We start from the raw sequence: 18,851 nt of genomic DNA, 5'->3' as shown, positions 1-18,851 counted from the left end.
CCCGGCAGAGTTAACTAGTCAGGAGGCGGACGGACAGGTCCGCGGAACACCATGGCACGGCAAGAAGCCAACGAGCAATTTCAGCTGACCTCGTTCCTCGATGGAGCGAATGCTGGCTATATCGACCAGCTCTATGCGCGCTACGAAAACGATCCGTCGTCGGTCTCCGGCGAATGGCAGTCGTTCTTCAAGGCGCTGCAGGAGCAGCCGGAAGACGTGATCAAGGCCGCCAAGGGCGCTTCGTGGAAGAAGCCACACTGGCCAATCCAAGCCAGTGGCGAACTGGTCTCGGCGCTGGACGGCGACTGGGGCACGGTTGAAAAGGTCATCGAAAAGAAGGTTCAGGCGAAGGCCGAAGCCAAGGCTGCCGTGACCGGCGTTGCCGCAGCGCCCGCCGACGTTCACCAGTCGACCCGTGACAGCGTGCGCGCGATCATGCTGATCCGCGCCTACCGCATGCGCGGCCACCTGCATGCCAAGCTCGACCCGTTGGCAATCGCCGCTCCGGTCGAGGATTATCACGAGCTTTCGCCGTCGAACTACGGTTTCGGCCCGGAAGACATGGACCGGCCGATTTTTATCGACAACGTGCTTGGTCTTGAATACGCAACCCTGCGCGAGATCGTCGACATTCTCGAGCGCACCTATTGCTCGACGCTCGGTGTCGAGTTCATGCACATCTCCGATCCGGAAATCAAAGGCTGGATCCAGGAACGCATCGAAGGCCCGGATAAGGGTGTTGATTTCACGCCTGAGGGCAAGAAGGCCATCCTGCAGAAGCTGATCGAGGCCGAAGGCTTCGAGCAGTTCATCGACGTCAAGTATAAGGGCACCAAGCGCTTCGGTCTCGACGGCGGTGAATCGCTGATCCCGGCGCTGGAGCAGATCATCAAGCGCGGCGGTCAGGAAGGCCTGAAAGAGGTCATCCTCGGCATGGCCCATCGCGGCCGTCTGAACGTCTTGACCAACGTCATGGGCAAGCCGCATCGCGCCGTGTTCCACGAGTTCAAGGGCGGCTCCTACGCACCGGACGACGTTGAAGGCTCGGGCGACGTGAAGTACCATCTGGGTGCCTCCTCGGACCGCGAGTTCGACGGCAACAAGGTTCACCTGTCGCTGACGGCCAACCCGTCGCATCTGGAAATCGTCAATCCTGTCGTCATGGGCAAGGCCCGCGCCAAGCAGGACCAGATGGCGAAGATCTTCGAAGGCGACGTCATTCCGCTGTCCGAGCGCGCGCAAGTCATGCCGCTTTTGCTGCACGGCGACGCTGCCTTTGCCGGCCAGGGCGTCACGGCTGAAATCCTCGGCCTGTCAGGCCTGCGCGGTCACCGCGTTGCCGGTACGGTGCATTTCATCATCAACAACCAGATCGGCTTCACCACCAATCCGGCCTTCTCGCGTTCGTCGCCCTATCCGTCGGACGTTGCCAAGATGATCGAAGCGCCGATCTTCCACGTCAACGGCGACGATCCTGAAGCGGTCGTCTACGCTGCCAAGATCGCCACCGAATACCGGATGAAGTATCACAAGCCTGTCGTCGTCGACATGTTCTGCTATCGCCGCTTCGGCCATAACGAAGGTGATGAGCCGTCATTCACGCAGCCGAAAATGTACAAGGTCATCCGCGCCCACAAGACGGTCGTGCAGATCTACGCCCAGCGTCTGATCGCCGAAGGCCTGATCACCGAAGGCGAACTGGAAAAGATGCGGGCCGACTGGCGTGCGCATCTCGAGCAGGAGTTCGAGGCAGGCCAATCCTACAAGCCGAACAAGGCCGACTGGCTGGACGGTGTGTGGTCGGGACTTCGCGCCGCCGACAACCAGGATGAGCAGCGCCGCGGCAAGACCTCGGTTCCGATGAAGTCGCTCAAGGAAGTAGGCCGCAAGCTGTCGGAAGTTCCGGCGGGCTTCCATGCCCACAAGACCATTCAGCGTTTCATGGACGGCCGGGCCAACATGGTCCAGACCGGTGAAGGCGTCGATTGGGCGATGGCCGAAGCGCTGGCTTTCGGCACGCTTTGCATCGACGGCACCAAGATTCGTCTGTCGGGCCAGGATTGCGAACGCGGCACGTTCTCGCAGCGCCACTCGGTTCTCTACGATCAGGAAACCGAAGACCGCTACATCCCGCTGGCCAACCTGTCGCCGACCCAGGCCCGTTACGAAGTCATCAACTCGATGCTTTCGGAAGAGGCTGTACTCGGTTTCGAATACGGCTATTCGCTGGCCCGTCCGAACGCGCTGACGCTCTGGGAAGCCCAGTTCGGCGACTTCGCCAACGGTGCGCAGGTCGTGTTCGACCAGTTCATCTCGTCGGGTGAGCGCAAGTGGCTGCGTATGTCGGGTCTCGTCTGCCTGCTGCCGCACGGCTACGAAGGCCAGGGTCCGGAACATTCCTCGGCCCGCCTTGAGCGTTGGTTGCAGATGTGCGCCGAAGACAACATGCAGGTCGCCAACGTCACGACGCCGGCGAACTACTTCCACATTCTGCGCCGCCAAACGAAGCGTGACTTCCGCAAACCGCTGATCATGATGACGCCGAAGTCACTGCTGCGCCACAAGCGTGCTGTCTCCTCGTTGTCGGAAATGGCGGGCGAGACCTCGTTCCACCGTCTGCTTTGGGACGATGCCGAGGTCATCAAGGACGGCCCGATCAAGCTGCAGAAGGACGCCAAGATCCGCCGCGTCGTGCTTTGCACCGGCAAGGTCTATTACGACCTGCTGGAAGAGCGTGAAAAGCGTGGCATCGACGATGTCTACCTGCTGCGCGTCGAACAGCTCTATCCGTTCCCAGCCAAGGCGCTGATCAACGAACTCTCGCGCTTCCGCCATGCCGAAATGGTCTGGTGCCAGGAAGAGCCGAAGAACATGGGCGCGTGGTCGTTCATCGACCCGTACCTGGAATGGGTGCTTGCCCATATCGATGCAAAGTACCAGCGCGTGCGTTACACCGGCCGTCCGGCTGCCGCCTCTCCGGCGACGGGCCTGATGTCCAAGCATCTCGCCCAGCTTGCCGCATTCCTCGAAGACGCCCTCGGGGGCTAAGAAAACGGGAGGCTGAAAGGCCTCCCTCTTTTGCCTCAACAGAAACCGACACCCGATCAACGGACGACAAAAAATCATGGCCACAGAAATCCGCGTTCCCACTCTGGGCGAATCCGTCAGCGAAGCCACCATCGGTACCTGGTTCAAGAAGGTTGGCGATACCGTCAAGGCCGATGAGCCGCTGCTTGAACTTGAAACCGACAAGGTGACGATCGAAGTTCCGTCGCCAGCCGCTGGCGTGCTGTCCGAAATCGTCGCCGCTGCCGGCGAGACCGTCGGCCTCGGCGCGCTGCTCGGCAACATCGCAGCAGGCGCTGCTGGTGCTGCCGCACCGGCCGCCGCTGAAAAGAAGGCTGAACCGGCTGCTGCTGCCCCTGCAGCCGCCGCTGCTGCACCGGCCGCCGCACCGGTTGCGTCCGCCATGCCGGCAGCTCCTGCTGCCGCAAAGATGCTGGCTGAAAACAACCTCTCGGCCGATCAGGTCGACGGCTCCGGCAAGCGCGGTCAGGTTCTGAAGGGCGATGTCATCGCTGCCGTTGCCAAGGGCATTTCGGCACCAGCCGCTTCCGAGCCGGTAAAGGCCGTATCGCGTGGTCCGTCGTCGGCCGAGGACGCGCCGCGCGAAGAGCGCGTCAAGATGACCCGCCTGCGCCAGACCATCGCCAAGCGCCTCAAGGATGCGCAGAACACAGCAGCGATGCTGACCACCTATAACGAGGTGGACATGTCGGCCGTGATGGCGCTGCGCACCAAGTACAAGGACATCTTTGAGAAGAAGCACGGCGTCAAGCTCGGCTTCATGGGCTTCTTCACCAAGGCTGTGACGCATGCCCTGAAGGAAATTCCTTCGGTCAACGCCGAGATCGACGGCACCGACATCATCTACAAGAACTTCTGCCATATCGGCATGGCCGTCGGCACTGATAAGGGCCTCGTCGTTCCGGTCATCCGCGACGCCGACGAAATGTCGATCGCCGAAGTCGAGAAGGATCTTGGCCGTCTCGCCAAGCTCGCTCGCGATGGCGCCCTCTCCATGGGCGACATGCAGGGCGGCACGTTCACGATCACCAATGGTGGCGTCTACGGTTCGCTGATGTCCTCGCCGATCCTCAATGCGCCGCAGTCGGGCATTCTTGGCATGCACAAGATTCAGGATCGCCCGGTCGTCGTCGGCGGCCAGATCGTCATCCGTCCGATGATGTATCTCGCGCTCTCCTATGACCACCGCATCGTTGACGGCAAGGAAGCGGTTACCTTCCTCGTGCGCGTCAAGGAAAGCCTGGAAGATCCGGAACGCCTCGTTCTCGACCTGTAAGGAACGATAGGCATGGACCCGGCAGCACTGGCGGTATCGCCCTTCGTCACGCTTCTTGCATGGAGCGTGGTGCTGCTGGTGTTTCATGTCTCACTGCAGGGCTTTTCTGCAACCCTCGAACTTGGATCGGCATGGAATGCCGGTCCGCGGGATGAGGAAAAGAAACCCTCCGGCAAACTGGCCGGCCGGGCGGCCCGGGCATCGGCGAATTTCCGTGAGACTTATCCGGCTTTTGTCGGCCTGGCTCTTGCGCTGGCCATCACCGGCGATCTCACCGGCTGGGGCCTGACCGGTGCCTGGACTTGGCTTGTCTGCCGGATCATTTATATTCCGCTTTATCTGGCGGGTGTTCCCTATATCCGCTCGCTCATCTGGCTCGGTTCGCTTGCCGGGCTTCTCATCATGGTCGCGACGCTGATTTTCTGACGTCCCACAGCGATAAACGGAGAGTGCAGTGCATCCCTATCTGTTCGAACTCGCCTCGCTGATGGCCATCTTCGCCTTCGCTATCGTTTCTCCGGGCGCAGACCTTGCCATGGTCATGCGCCAGTCGATCGTCAACGGCCGCCGCTCCGCCATCATCACGTCCTTCGGCGTCGGCGCGTCGCTGATGTTCCATGTGACCTATACGATCCTCGGTCTCGGGCTGATCATCTCGCAGTCGATCTACCTGTTCAACATCGTCAAATGGTGCGGTGTCGCTTACCTTCTCTATATCGGCGTCAAGTCGCTGCGGGCGGGCAAGACCGACATGACGGCGCAGGCCGAAGGGGTGCAGGCCGGTGAAAAGCGCCAGTCGGGGCTGAAGGCATTCGGCCTCGGCTTTGCCGCCAATGCCTTGAACCCGAAGCCGGTCTTCTTCTTCCTGTCGATCTTCTCGACGGTGGTCAGCGCCCATACGCCGATCATGGTCAATTTCGGCTACGGGCTGGTGATGGCCAGTTGCCTGATCCTCTGGTTCGTCGGTGTCAGCATGTTCATGACGACGCCGAAGATGCGCGCCGCCTTCTCGCGCGCCAGCCAGTGGATCGACCGCGCCAGCGGCATGGTCTTCATTGCGCTTGGCCTGAAGCTCGCCACGGAAAAGGCGGCCTGAGCATGCGTCTCGCGGGCCCCGCATCTATCCTGAGCGCATTTCTGGCGGTTTCGCCGGCAGGTGCCGCCGACTGCCTGCAGGAACAGGCGATCTATGGTGATGCGGATAATGCTTACAAGTTGCATTTCGAGCCGGTCGGCTCGGCCAGTGCCGCCACCAGCAATCATTTCAAGGTCAAGGTCGGCAAGACCGATCTGGTGCTTGATGGCATCGTCATGCAATCCGACGAGCCTGTGCGCGCCAACGGCATGATCATGCACAAATGCCCGGAAGGTGACGTGACCGGCGACGACATCGCCGCCTGCACGATCTGGCAGGGCGTGATCTATTCGGTCAGTGCGGATGGCAAGGTCCTCTCGTTGCCCGGCGAAGGCCTCGAAGCCGCCGCGCAGGTACTTTTGCCCGATTTCGGCCCGGCGATCCGCAATTCATCCATCTGGGGCAAGGCGACTGTCGCGCCCTGGGATGTTCTGACCTTCAAGGGATGCAGCCAATGACGCGGAATGACAGGCCCGTTTTGCTGGTCACCGGCGGCAGCCGCGGCATCGGTGCCGCGATCTGCCGGTCTGCCGCCGAGCAAGGCTGGGCGGTTGCCGTAAACTATGCCTCCAACCGCTCTGCCGCTGACGCAGTCGTGGCTGCGATCGAAGCGGAAGGTGGTGTTGCGATTGCGGTGGAAGGCGACGTCGGCAACGAGGCCGGAATTGCTGATATCTTTGCGGCGATCGACGAGAGGTTCGGCCGTCTCGACGGGCTGGTCAACAATGCCGGCATCGTCGGCATGCCGGCACGTGTCGAGGACATTACCGCCGAGCGGCTGGAGCGCATGCTGCGCGTCAATGTCTCCGGCTCGATCCTCTGTGCCGCTGCGGCAGTCCGCCGTATGTCGGTGCGTCATGGTGGCAAGGGCGGCGTCATCGTCAATATTTCGTCGGTGGCATCCGTGCTTGGCTCGGCCGGGCAGTATGTCGATTATGCCGCCTCCAAGGGTGCTATCGACACGTTCACCATCGGCCTTTCGCGCGAAGTCGCCTCGGATGGCATCCGCGTCAACGCGGTACGCCCCGGCATCATCGATACGGATATCCACGCCTCCGGCGGGCTTCCGGACCGTGCCCGTGAACTCGGGCCGACTATTCCCATGAAACGGCCAGGCACCGCGCAAGAGGTCGCCGATGCTGTTCTCTATCTCATCTCCCCTTCGTCGTCCTATGTTACGGGCGCCATTCTCAACGTCAGCGGCGGACGCTAGCCGCTCTCAGGAAGGACTTTTCAATGGCTTATGATCTCATCGTTATCGGTACTGGCCCCGGCGGCTATGTCTGCGCCATCAAGGCAGCCCAGCTCGGGCTCAAGGTTGGCGTCATCGAGAAGCGCGCCACCTATGGCGGCACCTGCCTCAACATCGGCTGCATTCCCTCCAAGGCGCTGCTGCACGCATCCGAAGTCTTCCATCAGACCGGCCACGGCATCGATGCGCTGGGTGTCGAAGTCGCGGCTCCGACGCTGAACCTTGGCAAGATGATGGCCCACAAGGATGCAACGGTAAAGTCGAACACCGATGGCGTCGCCTTCCTGTTCAAGAAGAACAAGATCGATGCCTTCCAGGGAACCGGTAAGGTTGTCGGCGAAGGCAAGGTCTCCGTCACCAATGACAAGGGCGAAGAGCAGGTCATCGAGACGAAGAACATCGTCATCGCCACCGGTTCGGATGTCGCAGGCATCCCCGGCGTTCCCGTTGAAATCGACGAAAAGATCATCATCTCGTCCACCGGCGGCATCGCGCTGGAAAAGGTTCCGGCCACCATGGTCGTCGTCGGCGGCGGTGTCATCGGCCTCGAGCTCGGTTCCGTCTGGTCGCGTCTCGGCGCCAAGGTGACCGTCGTCGAATATCTCGACACGATCCTCGGCGGCATGGACGGTGAAGTCTCCAAGCAGTTCCAGCGGATGCTCGCCAAGCAGGGCATCGACTTCAAGCTCGGCGCCAAGGTGACCGGCGTTGAGAAGGCCGGAGACGGCGCCAAGGTAACGTTCGAACCGGTCAAGGGCGGCGATGCTGCGACGATCGATGCCGATGTCGTGCTGATCGCCACAGGCCGCAAGCCGTTCACCGATGGTCTCGGCCTGGCTGAGGCCGGTGTCGTCATGGACAGCCGCGGCCGCGTCGAAATCGATGGTCATTTCCAGACCAACGTCACCGGCATCTATGCCATCGGTGACGTCGTGCGCGGACCGATGCTGGCCCACAAGGCCGAAGACGAAGGTGTTGCCGTTGCCGAGATCATTGCCGGTCAGGCTGGCCACGTGAACTATGACGTCATCCCGAGCGTCGTCTACACCCAGCCGGAAGTCGCCTCCGTCGGCAAGACCGAGGAAGAGCTGAAGGCTGCAGGCATTGCCTACAAGGTCGGCAAGTTCCCGTTCACCGCCAATGGCCGTGCCCGCGCCATGCTGCAGACGGATGGGTTCGTGAAGATTCTGGCCGACAAGGAAACCGACCGGGTTCTCGGTGGTCACATCGTCGGCTTCGGCGCTGGCGAAATGATCCACGAAATCACCGTTCTGATGGAATTCGGCGGCTCTTCGGAAGATCTCGGCCGCACCTGCCATGCCCATCCGACCATGTCGGAAGCGGTGAAGGAAGCGGCTCTCGCGACCTTCTTCAAGCCGATCCATATGTAAGAAACCAGCAATACCAAGTCTCGATGAGAGACTTGGTATGAGGGGCCGTGACAATCGGCCCCTTTGCGGCTCCTGAGTGCGCGGTCTAGAATCGGCGCATTCAAGGAGCACGCGCCGATGGCCCCCCGTACCCATTCCGTTCCTGTCACGTTGCCACACCCAGCCCTGCCGCTCGCCGATTGGGCAGATTGTTACGAGCTCGTTGTTCCCGGCCAATCGACAAACGCGATTTCCGCGAGCAGGCGTGCAATGGGTGTTTTTCCGGTCTGGGCACGTGCTCTGTTGTGGTTGCGAAATCTGGTTGTCCGCCCCTTCGGACTGAAGGGCTCGGGCGATCATCCAGGCAGTCAAACGGAGATGATCGGCTTTTTTCCCGTCATTTCGAAGTCCAGTGAACAGACCGTACTCGGCTTTGACGACACGCATCTGGATTTCCGCATCGTCATCGACGTGCGCCAGGCCGGCGAACTCGCCCAAAGGGTCAGCGTCACGACGCTGGTGCGCCGCAAGATCCTGCTGGGCAAGATCTACATTGCTGTCATCACACCGTTTCACCGGCTGATCGTCAGGACGATGCTGGCCCGGCTTGCCCGTCCGGTGGGCTCTTGCGAGCCCGCCTGCCGGTCCGCCCTTGCAAAACCGCGGTTGCGCGCCATTTCCTTCTGACGGCGCAACCGCTGGCTCAAGGCAGATATCCGTGGCATCCGATTTCAGTGCGCCCAAGCTTTCCGGTCCGAGAACATCGACGGTCATCCGTCACATCCGCTACGAGGCAGGGCAGAACCTGCGGCTGATCACCGTGGGCGTCGCCGTGTTTATCGTCCTGCTCCTGGGAGCATCCTTCTGGGTGTCCAAGAAGGGCCAGGAAGCGGACGAGGCCGTCGCACACACGGTTCACAACGAGCGCCTGATTTCCATCGTGCAATCCCAGCTCCAGGATGCGGAAATCGGACAGCGCGGTTATCTTCTGACCGGTGACCCCTTTTACCTCGAGCCTTACGACAAGGCTGTCAGCGCGATCAGCGCCAGCGTGGAGAGCCTTGCCACCGGAGTGTCCGACAATCGCCGCCAGGACGGCAATGTTGCGGTGCTGCGGTCGCTGACCACCCAGAAGCTGTCAGAGCTGCGCCAGACCATTGAGCATCGCCGCGCCGGTGATGAAGGCGCCGCCATTGCCATGCTGCGCAACGGTCAGGGCAAGGTCTTGATGGACGGCGTGCGTGACGTTTTGGAGCGCATGCGCAGGGAAGAGGAAAGCCTGATGACGCTCAGGGCTAATCAGGCGCGCCGCGCCGGGTTCGTACTGGAGATGATGGTGATCGGGCTGGCGATGTTGACCGCCCTGATGGGCGTCATCGCCGTGCGCGCCACATTGCGGCGCGCACGGTCGGCAGAAGCGTCGCGCGACGAATTGCTGCAGCATCTCGACCGCAAGCTGCTCGCCATCATGGCGGCCGATATCGTTGGCTATAGCCGGATGATGGAGGGCGATGAAGCCCAGACCCTAGCGCGGCTGAAAGACGTGCGGGACCGGATCGATCCGATCATTGCCAATCACAGCGGCAGCATTGTCACCACGGCGGGCGACAGCGTGCTTGTCGCCTTTGCCAGTGCGCTGTCGGCGATCGATTGCGCGGTGGAAATCCAGGGGACGATGGCGGCGGACAACGCAGACCTGCCGGAAGAACAGCACCTGATGTTCCGCATCGGCATCAATGTCGGCGATGTCATCGTGCAGGATGGCGATATTTTTGGCGATACGGTGAATGTAGCAGCGCGGCTGGAGCCAATGGCGGATCCCGGCGGGATCTGCATCTCACGCGCGGTTCGCGATCACATCCGCAAGCAGCGGCATCTGGTTTTCGATGATCTGGGATTCCTCAAGGTCAAGAACATCGCTCACCCCGTCAGCGCCTTCCGGGTGCGGTTCGATCCGGCAGCGTAGCCAGCCTCAATCCTGACAGAAAACGGCGGCGCCGGGGATACCAGCGCCGCGCGTCGATAGGCTTACTGCAGGGTGCGGAACTGAGCCGCCTGCGCGGGGATTGCGCCGGCATCGGTGCCCGCAGCCTGACCGTCGAGGCCGGTGGCAACGACGGAAACGCGGAAGACGCCATCAAGGCTCTTGTCGAAGATCGCGCCGACGACGATGTCGGCGTCCTCATAGACTTCCTCGCGGATACGGGTCGCTGCCTCATCGACTTCGAACAGCGTCATGTCGGAGCCGCCGGAGATCGAGATCAGCACGCCTTTGGCACCCTTCATCGAAACTTCGCTGAGCAGCGGGTTGGCAATCGCTGCTTCGGCTGCCTTGGAGGCGCGGCTGTCGCCGCTGGCTTCGCCGGTACCCATCATCGCGCGACCCATGCCCTTCATCACCGATTTGACGTCGGCGAAGTCGAGGTTGATCAGGCCTTCCTTGACGATCAGGTCGGTGATGCAGCCGACGCCGGAATAGAGAACCCGGTCGGCTATGACGAACGCGTCGGCAAAGGTGGTCTTGGCGTCGGCGATACGGAAGAGGTTCTGGTTGGGAATGACGATGACGGTATCGGCCGCTTCACGCAGCCGTTCGATGCCTTCTTCAGCCGATTGCATGCGCCGCTTGCCTTCGAAGCTGAACGGCTTGGTGACGACGGCGACCGTCAGGATACCGGCATTGCGCGCGGCCTGAGCGATGACCGGTGCGGCACCGGTGCCCGTGCCACCACCCATGCCGGCGGTGACGAAACACATATGGGTGCCGCCGAGATGATCCATGATCTCGTCGATCGATTCCTCGGCTGCAGCGCGGCCGACTTCCGGCAACGAGCCTGCGCCGAGACCTTCGGTCACCTGTGCTCCGAGCTGGATCAGCCGGGTCGCCTTCGACATGGTCAGCGCCTGCGCGTCAGTGTTGGCGGCAACAAATTCGGCGCCCTGCAGGCCCTCGGAGATCATGTTGTTGATGGCATTGCCGCCACCGCCGCCGACGCCGATGACAGTGATCTTCGGCCTCATTTCCGAAATCACGGGTTTCTTGATCTCTGTCATCTTGTCTCCTTGGACTTGGTTGCGGCCCCGGCGTGTGGAAGCGCGTTCCGGGAGCTGCATCGAATACGAAGCGGAGCGGGCGCGAATCAGGCCGCTGCAGGTTATGATGGCAAAAAGGCAGAGAGACGGCGCGCGTGCAAGAGTCACAGCTAAAATTGCTGTGCTGGCGAGGGTTTCTGGAGGGTGATCTGTCCCTTCTCCCCGGCGGCGAGAAGGTGGCCTGAAAGGCCGGGTGGGGGGACCGCAGGTGCGGAATACGCCGAAACGCCCCTCATCGCCTCACTGCGTTTGGCACTTCTCCCTGCGGGAGAGAAGAGGGAGGCCGCTCAATTGGCGGCCGACATGCTGGTGACGGTAAAGCCGTCCTTGCGCAGAAGTTCGATCACGCCTTCGTTGCCCGGCAGGTGCAGGGCGCCGACGGCCATGAAGACAGCGCCACCGTCGAGGATCGGCCTGGCTCTCGTCGCCATGGTCTTGTTGCGGTCGGTGATGATGCGTTGTTCGAAATCGGCGTAGCCTGCATCATCGCTGGTGGACTTCTCTTCCGAAACCGCTTTCATCATTGGCATGATCAGGCCGGTATCGCCGGAGAGATAAAGCTCGGTGGTTGTTTCCATGACGTCGGTAATGGTGTCGCCGAGTGCCAATGTCTCGATCAGCGCTTCCAGATGAAACTGCACCGGCAGCGCATCCATGGCCTGCAATTGCTCGACCAGGGTCTCCAGCCCTTTCAGGCTCTTGCCCTGTTTCAAGGCATCCTCGGCCAGCTTTTTATCGAGGAACGCGGCGCCGGCGGCCTTGCGACTCATTTCGCAGGCGGGCAGGGCAACGAAACTGGCAATCATCCACGGCTTCATCTTGGCCACCAGCGTCAGCGGAATGCCGCGCGTCTTCAACCCCGCTTCCAGCTTCGCAACGTCTTCGGGCTTGAGGAAGTCCTTGATCGACTTGCCATCGGCAAACATAGTCAAACCGGGCTGCATCATGATCGCAGCGGCAGCTTTGCGGTCATCGACGATCTCGTCGGATTCGACGATGACGGTCCCGGATGTGTCATAGGCCTGGCTGGCGCCGGCAGGCATGGCCAGAACGCGCGGATCGGTGACGTGCATGGTGCCGAGCAGATAGGATGGCGCAACGCCGGGCTTCTCGATCTTCCAGAATGTGCCCTTGCCGTTCGGAACGGCCGCCGCCTCCTTTTCCAGCGCCGCGAACCGGGCTGGATCGGATGTGCGCATTTCGGCGATCAGGTTCTTGCCGCCGCAGGATACCTCTTCGGCATGGGCCGGGGAAATCGACAGAAGGGTGACGATCAGGCTGAGTGCAAACAGGACGTGCAGCGTGGCGATCAGCGCAAGCAGGTTATCGCCCAACCTGCTGGTCAATCTATCTGCCAGGCTGCGTGCCGGTTTTGCCCAGTGCTGAAACATCATCGATCCTGTCTGCGAAACATCAATCCGGCGATTCTAGCTGCCCAGGCCTCACGGGCCGTTTAACAAAACTGGTTAACGCGGGTTAACCGGCATAATTCAGGCGCGTGGGTGAGCACGATCATAGATTTCGAGCAGCCGTGCGGAATCGACGCCGGTATATACCTGCGTGGTTGACAGGCTGGCATGACCGAGCAGTTCCTGGATGGTCCTCAAGTCGCCGCCGCCCGCGAGCAGATGGGTGGCGAAGGAGTGGCGCAAGGCATGCGGCGTTGCCGTATCCGGCAGGCCAAGCGCGCCGCGCAGCTTCTGCATCTCGCGCTGGATGATCGCCGGTTGCAGCTTGCCGCCCTTGGCGCCGCGAAACAGCGGGCCGTCCGCTGCCAGATGATAGGGGCAGAGTTTTTCATAGGCGCGTATGGCATCGACCGCCGTCGAGATCAGCGGCACGATGCGGGTCTTGCCGCCCTTGCCATGGATGCGCAGCGCTGTCGGCGTACCGGCAAAATCGGCTGGCGTCAGGGCCAGCGCTTCGGAAATACGCAGGCCGCAGCCGTAGAGCAACGTCAGGACGGCAGCGTTGCGTGCGGCAATCCAGGGCTCTTCGGCCAGTTGCGCATCATTGGTAACGACCGTCAGCGCATCCGTTGCCGTCAGCGGCTTTGGTAGGGATTTCGGTTGTTTGGGCGAGCGAACGGCAGAAGCACCGGCGGCGTTGGCCATGCCTTTCTTTTCCAGATAGCGCAGGAACGAGCGCAGGCCGGCCAGCCCGCGTCCAAGCGTTCGCGCTCCGGCGCCATCCCGCCGGCGCGCGGCGAGAAAGCCGCGCAGATCGCCGGGGCGCAACGCGCTGATGTCGCTCAGCCGGGCAGGGCCGCTGAGGTGCCCGGTCAGGAAATGCAGGAATTGCCGCGTGTCGCGCTCATAGGCTTCGACTGTCTTGTCCGACAGCCGCCGCTCCTCTCCAAGGCCGGAAAGCCAGCGCTGGCGCTCGGCCATCAACTCGGGATGACCAATGATCAGCAGTTCGTTCACAGCCATGCTCCGCGATTTCAGATGATCGCGACTCTGCGCGCCAGCCGGTTATGTTTTTCCTAACGGCCCTTGGAATTTGTCATGCCCGGATCATATTCAACTGCGATAGCTCAAGCGCAGGCAAGGCGGAAGAAGCGATGGCGCGACGGGATTCGGCAAGCGGTTTCACCTATTTCGCAGAGACGGTGGCGCTGGTATCGCATGGCCAGCCGGGCCATATCGTCGATACGCTGATTGCCGAACGCGGCCAGCGTATCGTCCAGCATCCGCTCTGGCCGGTGATGCGGCCGTTTCTCTACATGCTGCTGAACTACCGCAAGGCGATCGAGTTTGCCGACGCTGTTGCCAATGCCCCGGGTTTCCAGGCGTTCGAACACCTGAGCCGGACCCTGTCGCTTGATATCCGCGTGCGTAACGAAGAGCGTATCCCCGAAACGGGTGGTTTCTTGCTGGTGAGCAACCATCCGACCGGCATTGCCGACGGTATTGCGGTGTTTGATCTCTTAAAAATCCGCCGCCCCGACATGATGTTCTTTGCCAATCGCGATGCCATCCGGGTCAATCCGCGCTTTGCCGAAATGGTCATCCCGGTCGAGTGGCGCGAGGACTACAAGAGCAAGCTGAAGGCGCGTGAAACGCTGCAGATCACCAACCGGGCGATCTCGGAGGGCAAGGCGACAGTGCTGTTTCCCTCCGGCCGGATCGCCTATTGGGCGAATGGGCGGCTCAATGAGCGGCCATGGAAAACGTCGGCTGTCGGCTTTGCCCGCAAGTACAATCTGGCCATCCTGCCGGTGCATATGTCGGCGCGCAATTCCGGGCTGTTCTACTGGCTCGCCAAATGGTCGACCGAACTGCGCGACATGACGGTGTTTCATGAGCTTTTGAACAAGAAGGGCGACCTGTTCGATTTCACCATCGGCAACCTCATTCAGCCGGATGCGCTGGATGGCGATCCGATCGAGGTGACGCGCGCTCTGGAACGCCACACCGTCTTTGATCTGGCGTTCGATGGCAATACACAGTTCCGCAACCCGGTTTCGTCAGTGGAGACGATCGGGTAAATTCTGCATCATGCAGATTCGCTCCATGTTCGCCGCCAATTACCGTTCGCTCAAATCCATCCGCATGGATATGGCCGGCGTCAACCTGTTCATCGGCGAAAACGGTGTCGGCAAGTCCAATCTCTACCGTGCCCTGCAGCTGATCCAGGCGGCCGTGCGTGGGAGGCTGGCGCACGAGATTGCCCGCGAAGGCGGCATGGCTTCGGCGCTGTGGAGCGGCAGGCGCCGCAGCGGCGATCCCGTTCGCATCAAGCTTGAGGTCGAGCTGCTCGACGAGGTTCAGGCGCTGAGTTTCCTCTACCGTGTCGAGGCCGGGTTGCGTCCCGCAAAGGCTGCTGCCGGGTTCATCTTCGAGCCGCAGGTGAAGGAGGAGGAGCTGAAGGTCGATGCCGGCCGGCCGGTGACGGTTATGAAGCGGGCCGGGCCGGGCATCTTCGTCAGAAATGCGGCAGGCCGCATGGAGGAACACCCGGAACAGGCGCTGACCTCGGAAACCGCCATCGCGCTCTTGGGCGACGCCGGGCATTACCCGGAGATCGGCACGTTCCGGCGGGCGATCGATGGCTGGCGCTTTTTCCATGGGTTCCGCACGGACCGCGATTCACCGCTGCGCTCGCCCTGTCTTGCCGTCACCGCGCCGATGCTGGACGAGGACGGCTCCAACCTCGCGGCCGTCTTTGCGACGCTGTTTCATACCCGCCAGGATACGGTCGATCTCGACCGGGCGATTGCCGATGCCTTTGGCGGCGCCCGGCTTGTCGTGCCCGAACCAGAAGAGTTCGCCGAATTCTCGCTGGTCTTCCCGGATTTTCCGCAACGCCAGTTTTCACCGCGGGAGCTGTCGGACGGCCAGATGCGGTTCCTGGCGCTGGCTGGTGCGCTGCTCTCCTACCGCAAACCCCGCTTCATCGCGCTCAATGAACCGGAAACCAGCCTGCATCCCGACATGCTGCCCGCACTTGCCGAAATGATCGCGCAAGCATCGACCGACAGCCAGATCTGGATCGTCACCCATTCCGAACTGCTAGCCACGGAAATCCACAAGCGTTGCGGTACCCGCCCGAAACGGGTGATCCGCAACGACGGCGCGACCTGGATCGAGGGGATGCGGCTGACCGGCGTGATCGATGAGGATGATTAGAAACAAAAAAAGCCCCGCGATCGTCTCGCGGGGCTTCGTTCATTCCAAAACCTCAAAAAATCAGGCGATCTTCTGGCCGGTCTTGGCCCAGTCGGCCAGGAAGGTTTCGAGGCCCTTGTCGGTCAGCGGGTGCTTGACGAGGGCCTTCAGCGTTGCCGGCGGGGCGGTGATGACGTCGGCGCCGATCAGGGCGGCTTCCTTGACGTGGTTGACCGTACGGATCGAGGCGGCGAGGATTTCGGTCTCGTAGCCGTAGTTGTCGAAGATCTGGCGGATTTCGCGGATCAGGTCCATGCCGTCGAAGGCGATGTCGTCGAGGCGGCCGACGAAGGGCGAGACGAAGGTGGCGCCAGCCTTGGCGGCGAGCAGGGCCTGGTTGGCCGAGAAGCACAGGGTGACGTTGGTCAGGTGACCATCCGACGACAGGTTCTTGCAGGCCTTGAGGCCATCGAGCGTCAACGGCAGCTTGATGCAGATATTGTCGGCGATCTTCGAAATGACAGCCGCTTCCTTCATCATCTGCTCGTATTCGGTGGCGGCGACTTCGGCAGAAACCGGGCCTTCAACGATGCTGCAGATTTCCTTGGTCACTTCGACGATATTGCGGCCGGACTTCAGGATCAGCGAAGGGTTGGTCGTGACGCCGTCGACGAGGCCCAGGTCATTCAACTCCCGGATTTCATTGACATCGGCTGTATCGACAAAAAACTTCATTGGTATTCTCCCTTGGGATGCGGGGGCTGCTGTGTTGTTTCGGGGTTTTCTTTAACGCAATCCGGGGGCAAGGTCACGGCCGATGACTGAAGATTCGACCGATTTGTTTGACGACCTGTTCGCCCGCCGCGTCGTGCCCGTTCTGGTGCCGATGCCCGCCCCGAAACCATACTCCTATGCCGTGCCGGAGGGAATGGCCGTCGAGCCCGGATCGATCGTCCAGGTGCCGCTCGGGCCACGCCAGGTGGTGGGCGTCGTCTGGGACGGCGTTGACGATGGCAGTGTCGATCCAAAGAAATTGAAGGCGATTACCCAGGTCTTCGATTGCCCGCCTCTGGCGAAGGATATGCGCACCTTTCTCGACTGGGTCGCGTCCTATACGGTTTCACCGCCCGGTCTGGTGGCGCGCATGGCGCTCCGGGCTCCGGCGGCGTTTGATCCGGAGCCCATGATAGAAGGCTTGCGGCTGACGGACATGCGGCCGGAGCGGATGACATCGGCGCGTGAGCGGGTGATCGCGACGGCCGACAACGGATTTACCTGGACCCGTTCCGGGCTGGCGCATGCGGCTGGTACCTCGTCCAGCGTCATCGACGGGCTGACCGCGCAAGGCGTGTTCGAGACCGTGTTCATGCCGCCGCCGCCGGTGGTGGCGGCACCCGATCCCGATTATGCCGGGCACCGGCTCGAGGGACCGCAGAAACAGGCGGCCATCGATCTTCTGGAAAGCGTCGATGCCGGCGGGTTTTCTGTGTCCCTCATCGATGGCATTACCGGCTCCGGCAAGACCGAGGTCTATTTCGAGGCGATTGCCGCGACCCTGAAGGCCGGAAAGCAGGTGCTGATCCTTTTGCCGGAAATTGCGCTGACGGCGAGTTTCCTCGAACGGTTTCAGGATCGCTTTGGCTCCAAGCCGGCCGAATGGCACTCGGACCTTGCGCCACGGACCCGCGAAAAAGTCTGGCGGCAGGTGACGGAGGGCGGCGTGCGGGTCGTCGCCGGCGCGCGTTCCGCGCTGTTCCTGCCGTTCGAGAATCTTGGGCTGATCATTGTCGATGAGGAGCATGACCCGGCCTACAAGCAGGAAGATCGTGTCTTCTATAATGCGCGTGACATGGCGGTGGTGCGGGCCCGGATCGGCGAATTCCCGATCGTGCTGGTGTCTGCGACGCCATCGGTCGAAAGCCGGGTCAATGGCGATCTTGGCCGCTACAATCCGATCCATCTGCCGACGCGGTTTGGCGATGCGGCGCTGCCGGATCTGGGGCTTGTCGACATGCGCAAACATCCGCCGGAGCGCGGCGGTTTCCTGTCGCCGGTGATGCTGCGCTATATCGGCAAGGCGGTGGAGCGCGGTGAACAGGCGTTGCTGTTTCTCAACCGGCGCGGCTATGCGCCGCTGACGCTCTGCCGGGTCTGCGGCCACCGGTTTCAGTGCCCGGACTGCTCCAGCTGGCTGGTCGAGCACCGGTTCCGTGGCCAGATCCAGTGCCATCATTGCGGCTATGCGCAAAAGACGCCGGAGAGCTGCCCGGAATGCGGCACGCTCGATCATCTGGTTGCCTGCGGCCCGGGTGTCGAGCGGATCGCCGAGGAGGTCGACCGGCATTTTCCCGATGCCCGCACCATCGTGCTGTCGTCCGACCTGATGGGCGTCAAGCGCTTGCGGCTGGAGCTCGAAGCCATTGCCAAGGGCGAGGCGGATATTGTCGTCGGCACGCAGCTGGTCGCCAAGGGACATAATTTCCCGATGATGACTTTCGTCGGCATTGTCGATGCCGATATCGGGCTTGCCAACGGCGATCCGCGTGCGGCGGAGCGGACATTCCAGCTGCTTAGCCAGGTGACGGGCCGGGCGGGGCGCACCGGCCTCAAGTCGCTTGGCCTGCTGCAGACCTACCAGCCGCAACATCCGGTGATGCAGGCGATCGTTTCGGGCGATTCGGAAGCGTTTTACGAACGCGAAATCGGCGAGCGGGAAAAGGCATTGCTGCCGCCGTTTGGCCGCCTTGCCTCGATCATCGTCTCGGCCGATACCCGCCCCGATGCAGAGGGTCACGCGCGCGGTCTGCGGCAGGCGGCTCCCAAGGTGAGCGGCATTACTATTCTGGGCCCGGCCGAAGCGCCGCTGGCGCTGATCCGCGGACGGCACCGGTTCCGGCTTCTGGTGCACGGACGGCGCAACAGCGACATGCAGGCCTTCGTGAAGACGATGATGGCGAACGGGCCGAAGGTTCGCGGATCGGTCAGCGTCCAGCTGGATATCGATCCGCAGAGCTTTTTGTAGAATCGC

Annotated in this window: 16 protein-coding genes; 12 read left to right on the top strand and 4 right to left on the bottom strand. The window is 61.9% G+C overall.

What is annotated here, in order from left to right; translation table 11 throughout:
* Positions 1–51 precede the first annotated feature (51 nt).
* The 9 genes from ASD36_RS25395 to ASD36_RS25355 all read left to right on the top strand — a co-directional run bounded on the left by ASD36_RS25395 (position 52) and on the right by ASD36_RS25355 (position 10,086).
* Positions 52–3,048 carry a 2-oxoglutarate dehydrogenase E1 component gene (locus tag ASD36_RS25395; protein WP_060502751.1) on the top strand — a complete coding sequence of 999 codons (2,997 nt, stop codon included), beginning with the start codon at positions 52–54 and terminating at the stop codon, positions 3,046–3,048.
* 76 nt (positions 3,049–3,124) lie between these two features.
* Positions 3,125–4,363 (top strand): 2-oxoglutarate dehydrogenase complex dihydrolipoyllysine-residue succinyltransferase, encoded by a 1,239-nt coding sequence (gene odhB / locus ASD36_RS25390; protein WP_060502752.1) that lies wholly within the window; start codon positions 3,125–3,127, stop codon positions 4,361–4,363.
* Positions 4,364–4,375: 12 nt separating this feature from the next.
* A complete protein-coding gene (locus tag ASD36_RS25385) occupies positions 4,376–4,789 on the top strand; it encodes an MAPEG family protein (protein ID WP_060502753.1) in 414 nt (137 codons plus the stop codon).
* Positions 4,790–4,817: 28 nt separating this feature from the next.
* Positions 4,818–5,459, top strand: a complete 642-nt coding sequence (locus tag ASD36_RS25380; RefSeq protein WP_060502754.1) for a LysE family translocator — start codon at positions 4,818–4,820, stop codon at positions 5,457–5,459.
* A 2-nt stretch (positions 5,460–5,461) separates the two neighbouring features.
* Entirely contained in the window at positions 5,462–5,956 is a 495-nt protein-coding gene (locus tag ASD36_RS25375; RefSeq protein WP_060512029.1) for a hypothetical protein, read from the top strand.
* Positions 5,953–6,711, top strand: a complete 759-nt coding sequence (locus ASD36_RS25370; protein WP_060502756.1) for an SDR family oxidoreductase — start codon at positions 5,953–5,955, stop codon at positions 6,709–6,711. The genes ASD36_RS25375 and ASD36_RS25370 overlap by 4 nt, the downstream gene beginning before the upstream one ends.
* A gap of 23 nt (positions 6,712–6,734) precedes the next feature.
* Complete coding sequence (lpdA, locus tag ASD36_RS25365) at positions 6,735–8,141, top strand: dihydrolipoyl dehydrogenase (protein WP_060502757.1); 1,407 nt, start codon at positions 6,735–6,737, stop codon at positions 8,139–8,141.
* A 117-nt stretch (positions 8,142–8,258) separates the two neighbouring features.
* Entirely contained in the window at positions 8,259–8,807 is a 549-nt protein-coding gene (locus ASD36_RS25360; protein ID WP_060641753.1) for a DUF2867 domain-containing protein, read from the top strand.
* A 31-nt stretch (positions 8,808–8,838) separates the two neighbouring features.
* On the top strand, positions 8,839–10,086 hold the full coding sequence (locus ASD36_RS25355; RefSeq protein WP_060512025.1) for a CHASE3 domain-containing protein: 1,248 nt from the start codon (positions 8,839–8,841) through the stop codon (positions 10,084–10,086).
* 62 nt (positions 10,087–10,148) lie between these two features.
* On the opposite strand, the gene ftsZ is transcribed toward ASD36_RS25355, so the two are convergent.
* The 3 genes from ftsZ to ASD36_RS25340 form a co-directional block, all read right to left on the bottom strand.
* Positions 10,149–11,174: a cell division protein FtsZ gene (gene ftsZ / locus ASD36_RS25350; protein ID WP_060502759.1), complete on the bottom strand. Its 1,026-nt coding sequence runs from the start codon at positions 11,172–11,174 to the stop codon at positions 10,149–10,151.
* A gap of 326 nt (positions 11,175–11,500) precedes the next feature.
* Entirely contained in the window at positions 11,501–12,604 is a 1,104-nt protein-coding gene (locus ASD36_RS25345) for a TraB/GumN family protein (RefSeq protein WP_060502875.1), read from the bottom strand.
* Between the two features lie 99 nt (positions 12,605–12,703).
* The gene (locus ASD36_RS25340; RefSeq protein ID WP_060502760.1) at positions 12,704–13,645 is read right to left on the bottom strand and encodes a tyrosine recombinase XerC; all 942 of its coding nucleotides are present in this window, start codon (positions 13,643–13,645) and stop codon (positions 12,704–12,706) included.
* Positions 13,646–13,776: 131 nt separating this feature from the next.
* On the opposite strand from ASD36_RS25340, the gene ASD36_RS25335 reads away from it, so the two are divergent.
* Both ASD36_RS25335 and ASD36_RS25330 read left to right on the top strand, forming a co-directional pair.
* Positions 13,777–14,703 carry a GNAT family N-acetyltransferase gene (locus tag ASD36_RS25335; RefSeq protein ID WP_060502761.1) on the top strand — a complete coding sequence of 309 codons (927 nt, stop codon included), beginning with the start codon at positions 13,777–13,779 and terminating at the stop codon, positions 14,701–14,703.
* Between the two features lie 10 nt (positions 14,704–14,713).
* On the top strand, positions 14,714–15,844 hold the full coding sequence (locus ASD36_RS25330) for an AAA family ATPase (RefSeq protein WP_060502762.1): 1,131 nt from the start codon (positions 14,714–14,716) through the stop codon (positions 15,842–15,844).
* Between the two features lie 60 nt (positions 15,845–15,904).
* On the opposite strand, the gene fsa is transcribed toward ASD36_RS25330, so the two are convergent.
* Positions 15,905–16,558 carry a fructose-6-phosphate aldolase gene (fsa, locus tag ASD36_RS25325; RefSeq protein WP_060502763.1) on the bottom strand — a complete coding sequence of 218 codons (654 nt, stop codon included), beginning with the start codon at positions 16,556–16,558 and terminating at the stop codon, positions 15,905–15,907.
* An 82-nt stretch (positions 16,559–16,640) separates the two neighbouring features.
* Between fsa and ASD36_RS25320 the strand changes: the two genes are divergently transcribed.
* Positions 16,641–18,845, top strand: coding sequence for a primosomal protein N' (locus ASD36_RS25320; protein ID WP_060502764.1), 2,205 nt, complete (start codon positions 16,641–16,643; stop codon positions 18,843–18,845).
* Positions 18,846–18,851 lie beyond the last annotated feature (6 nt).

It is taken from the genome of Rhizobium sp. Root1334 (assembly GCF_001426665.1).
Lineage (GTDB): Bacteria > Pseudomonadota > Alphaproteobacteria > Rhizobiales > Rhizobiaceae > Pararhizobium.
Note: the sequence above shows the minus strand (reverse complement) of the source record. Positions and strands in the feature narration are given on the sequence as shown.

Excerpts from the sequence above, each read along its gene's own strand:
- ASD36_RS25395 (WP_060502751.1), top strand. The coding sequence starts at position 52 with ATGGCACGGCAAGAAGCCAACGAGCAATTTCAGCTGACCTCGTTCCTC.
- ASD36_RS25370 (WP_060502756.1), top strand. The coding sequence starts at position 5,953 with ATGACGCGGAATGACAGGCCCGTTTTGCTGGTCACCGGCGGCAGCCGC.
- ASD36_RS25335 (WP_060502761.1), top strand. The coding sequence starts at position 13,777 with ATGGCGCGACGGGATTCGGCAAGCGGTTTCACCTATTTCGCAGAGACG.
- ASD36_RS25375 (WP_060512029.1), top strand. The coding sequence starts at position 5,462 with ATGCGTCTCGCGGGCCCCGCATCTATCCTGAGCGCATTTCTGGCGGTT.
- ASD36_RS25385 (WP_060502753.1), top strand. The coding sequence starts at position 4,376 with ATGGACCCGGCAGCACTGGCGGTATCGCCCTTCGTCACGCTTCTTGCA.
- fsa (WP_060502763.1), bottom strand. The coding sequence starts at position 16,558 with ATGAAGTTTTTTGTCGATACAGCCGATGTCAATGAAATCCGGGAGTTG.
- ASD36_RS25340 (WP_060502760.1), bottom strand. The coding sequence starts at position 13,645 with ATGGCTGTGAACGAACTGCTGATCATTGGTCATCCCGAGTTGATGGCC.
- ASD36_RS25345 (WP_060502875.1), bottom strand. The coding sequence starts at position 12,604 with ATGTTTCAGCACTGGGCAAAACCGGCACGCAGCCTGGCAGATAGATTG.
- ASD36_RS25330 (WP_060502762.1), top strand. The coding sequence starts at position 14,714 with ATGCAGATTCGCTCCATGTTCGCCGCCAATTACCGTTCGCTCAAATCC.
- lpdA (WP_060502757.1), top strand. The coding sequence starts at position 6,735 with ATGGCTTATGATCTCATCGTTATCGGTACTGGCCCCGGCGGCTATGTC.
- ftsZ (WP_060502759.1), bottom strand. The coding sequence starts at position 11,174 with ATGACAGAGATCAAGAAACCCGTGATTTCGGAAATGAGGCCGAAGATC.
- odhB (WP_060502752.1), top strand. The coding sequence starts at position 3,125 with ATGGCCACAGAAATCCGCGTTCCCACTCTGGGCGAATCCGTCAGCGAA.
- ASD36_RS25320 (WP_060502764.1), top strand. The coding sequence starts at position 16,641 with ATGACTGAAGATTCGACCGATTTGTTTGACGACCTGTTCGCCCGCCGC.
- ASD36_RS25360 (WP_060641753.1), top strand. The coding sequence starts at position 8,259 with ATGGCCCCCCGTACCCATTCCGTTCCTGTCACGTTGCCACACCCAGCC.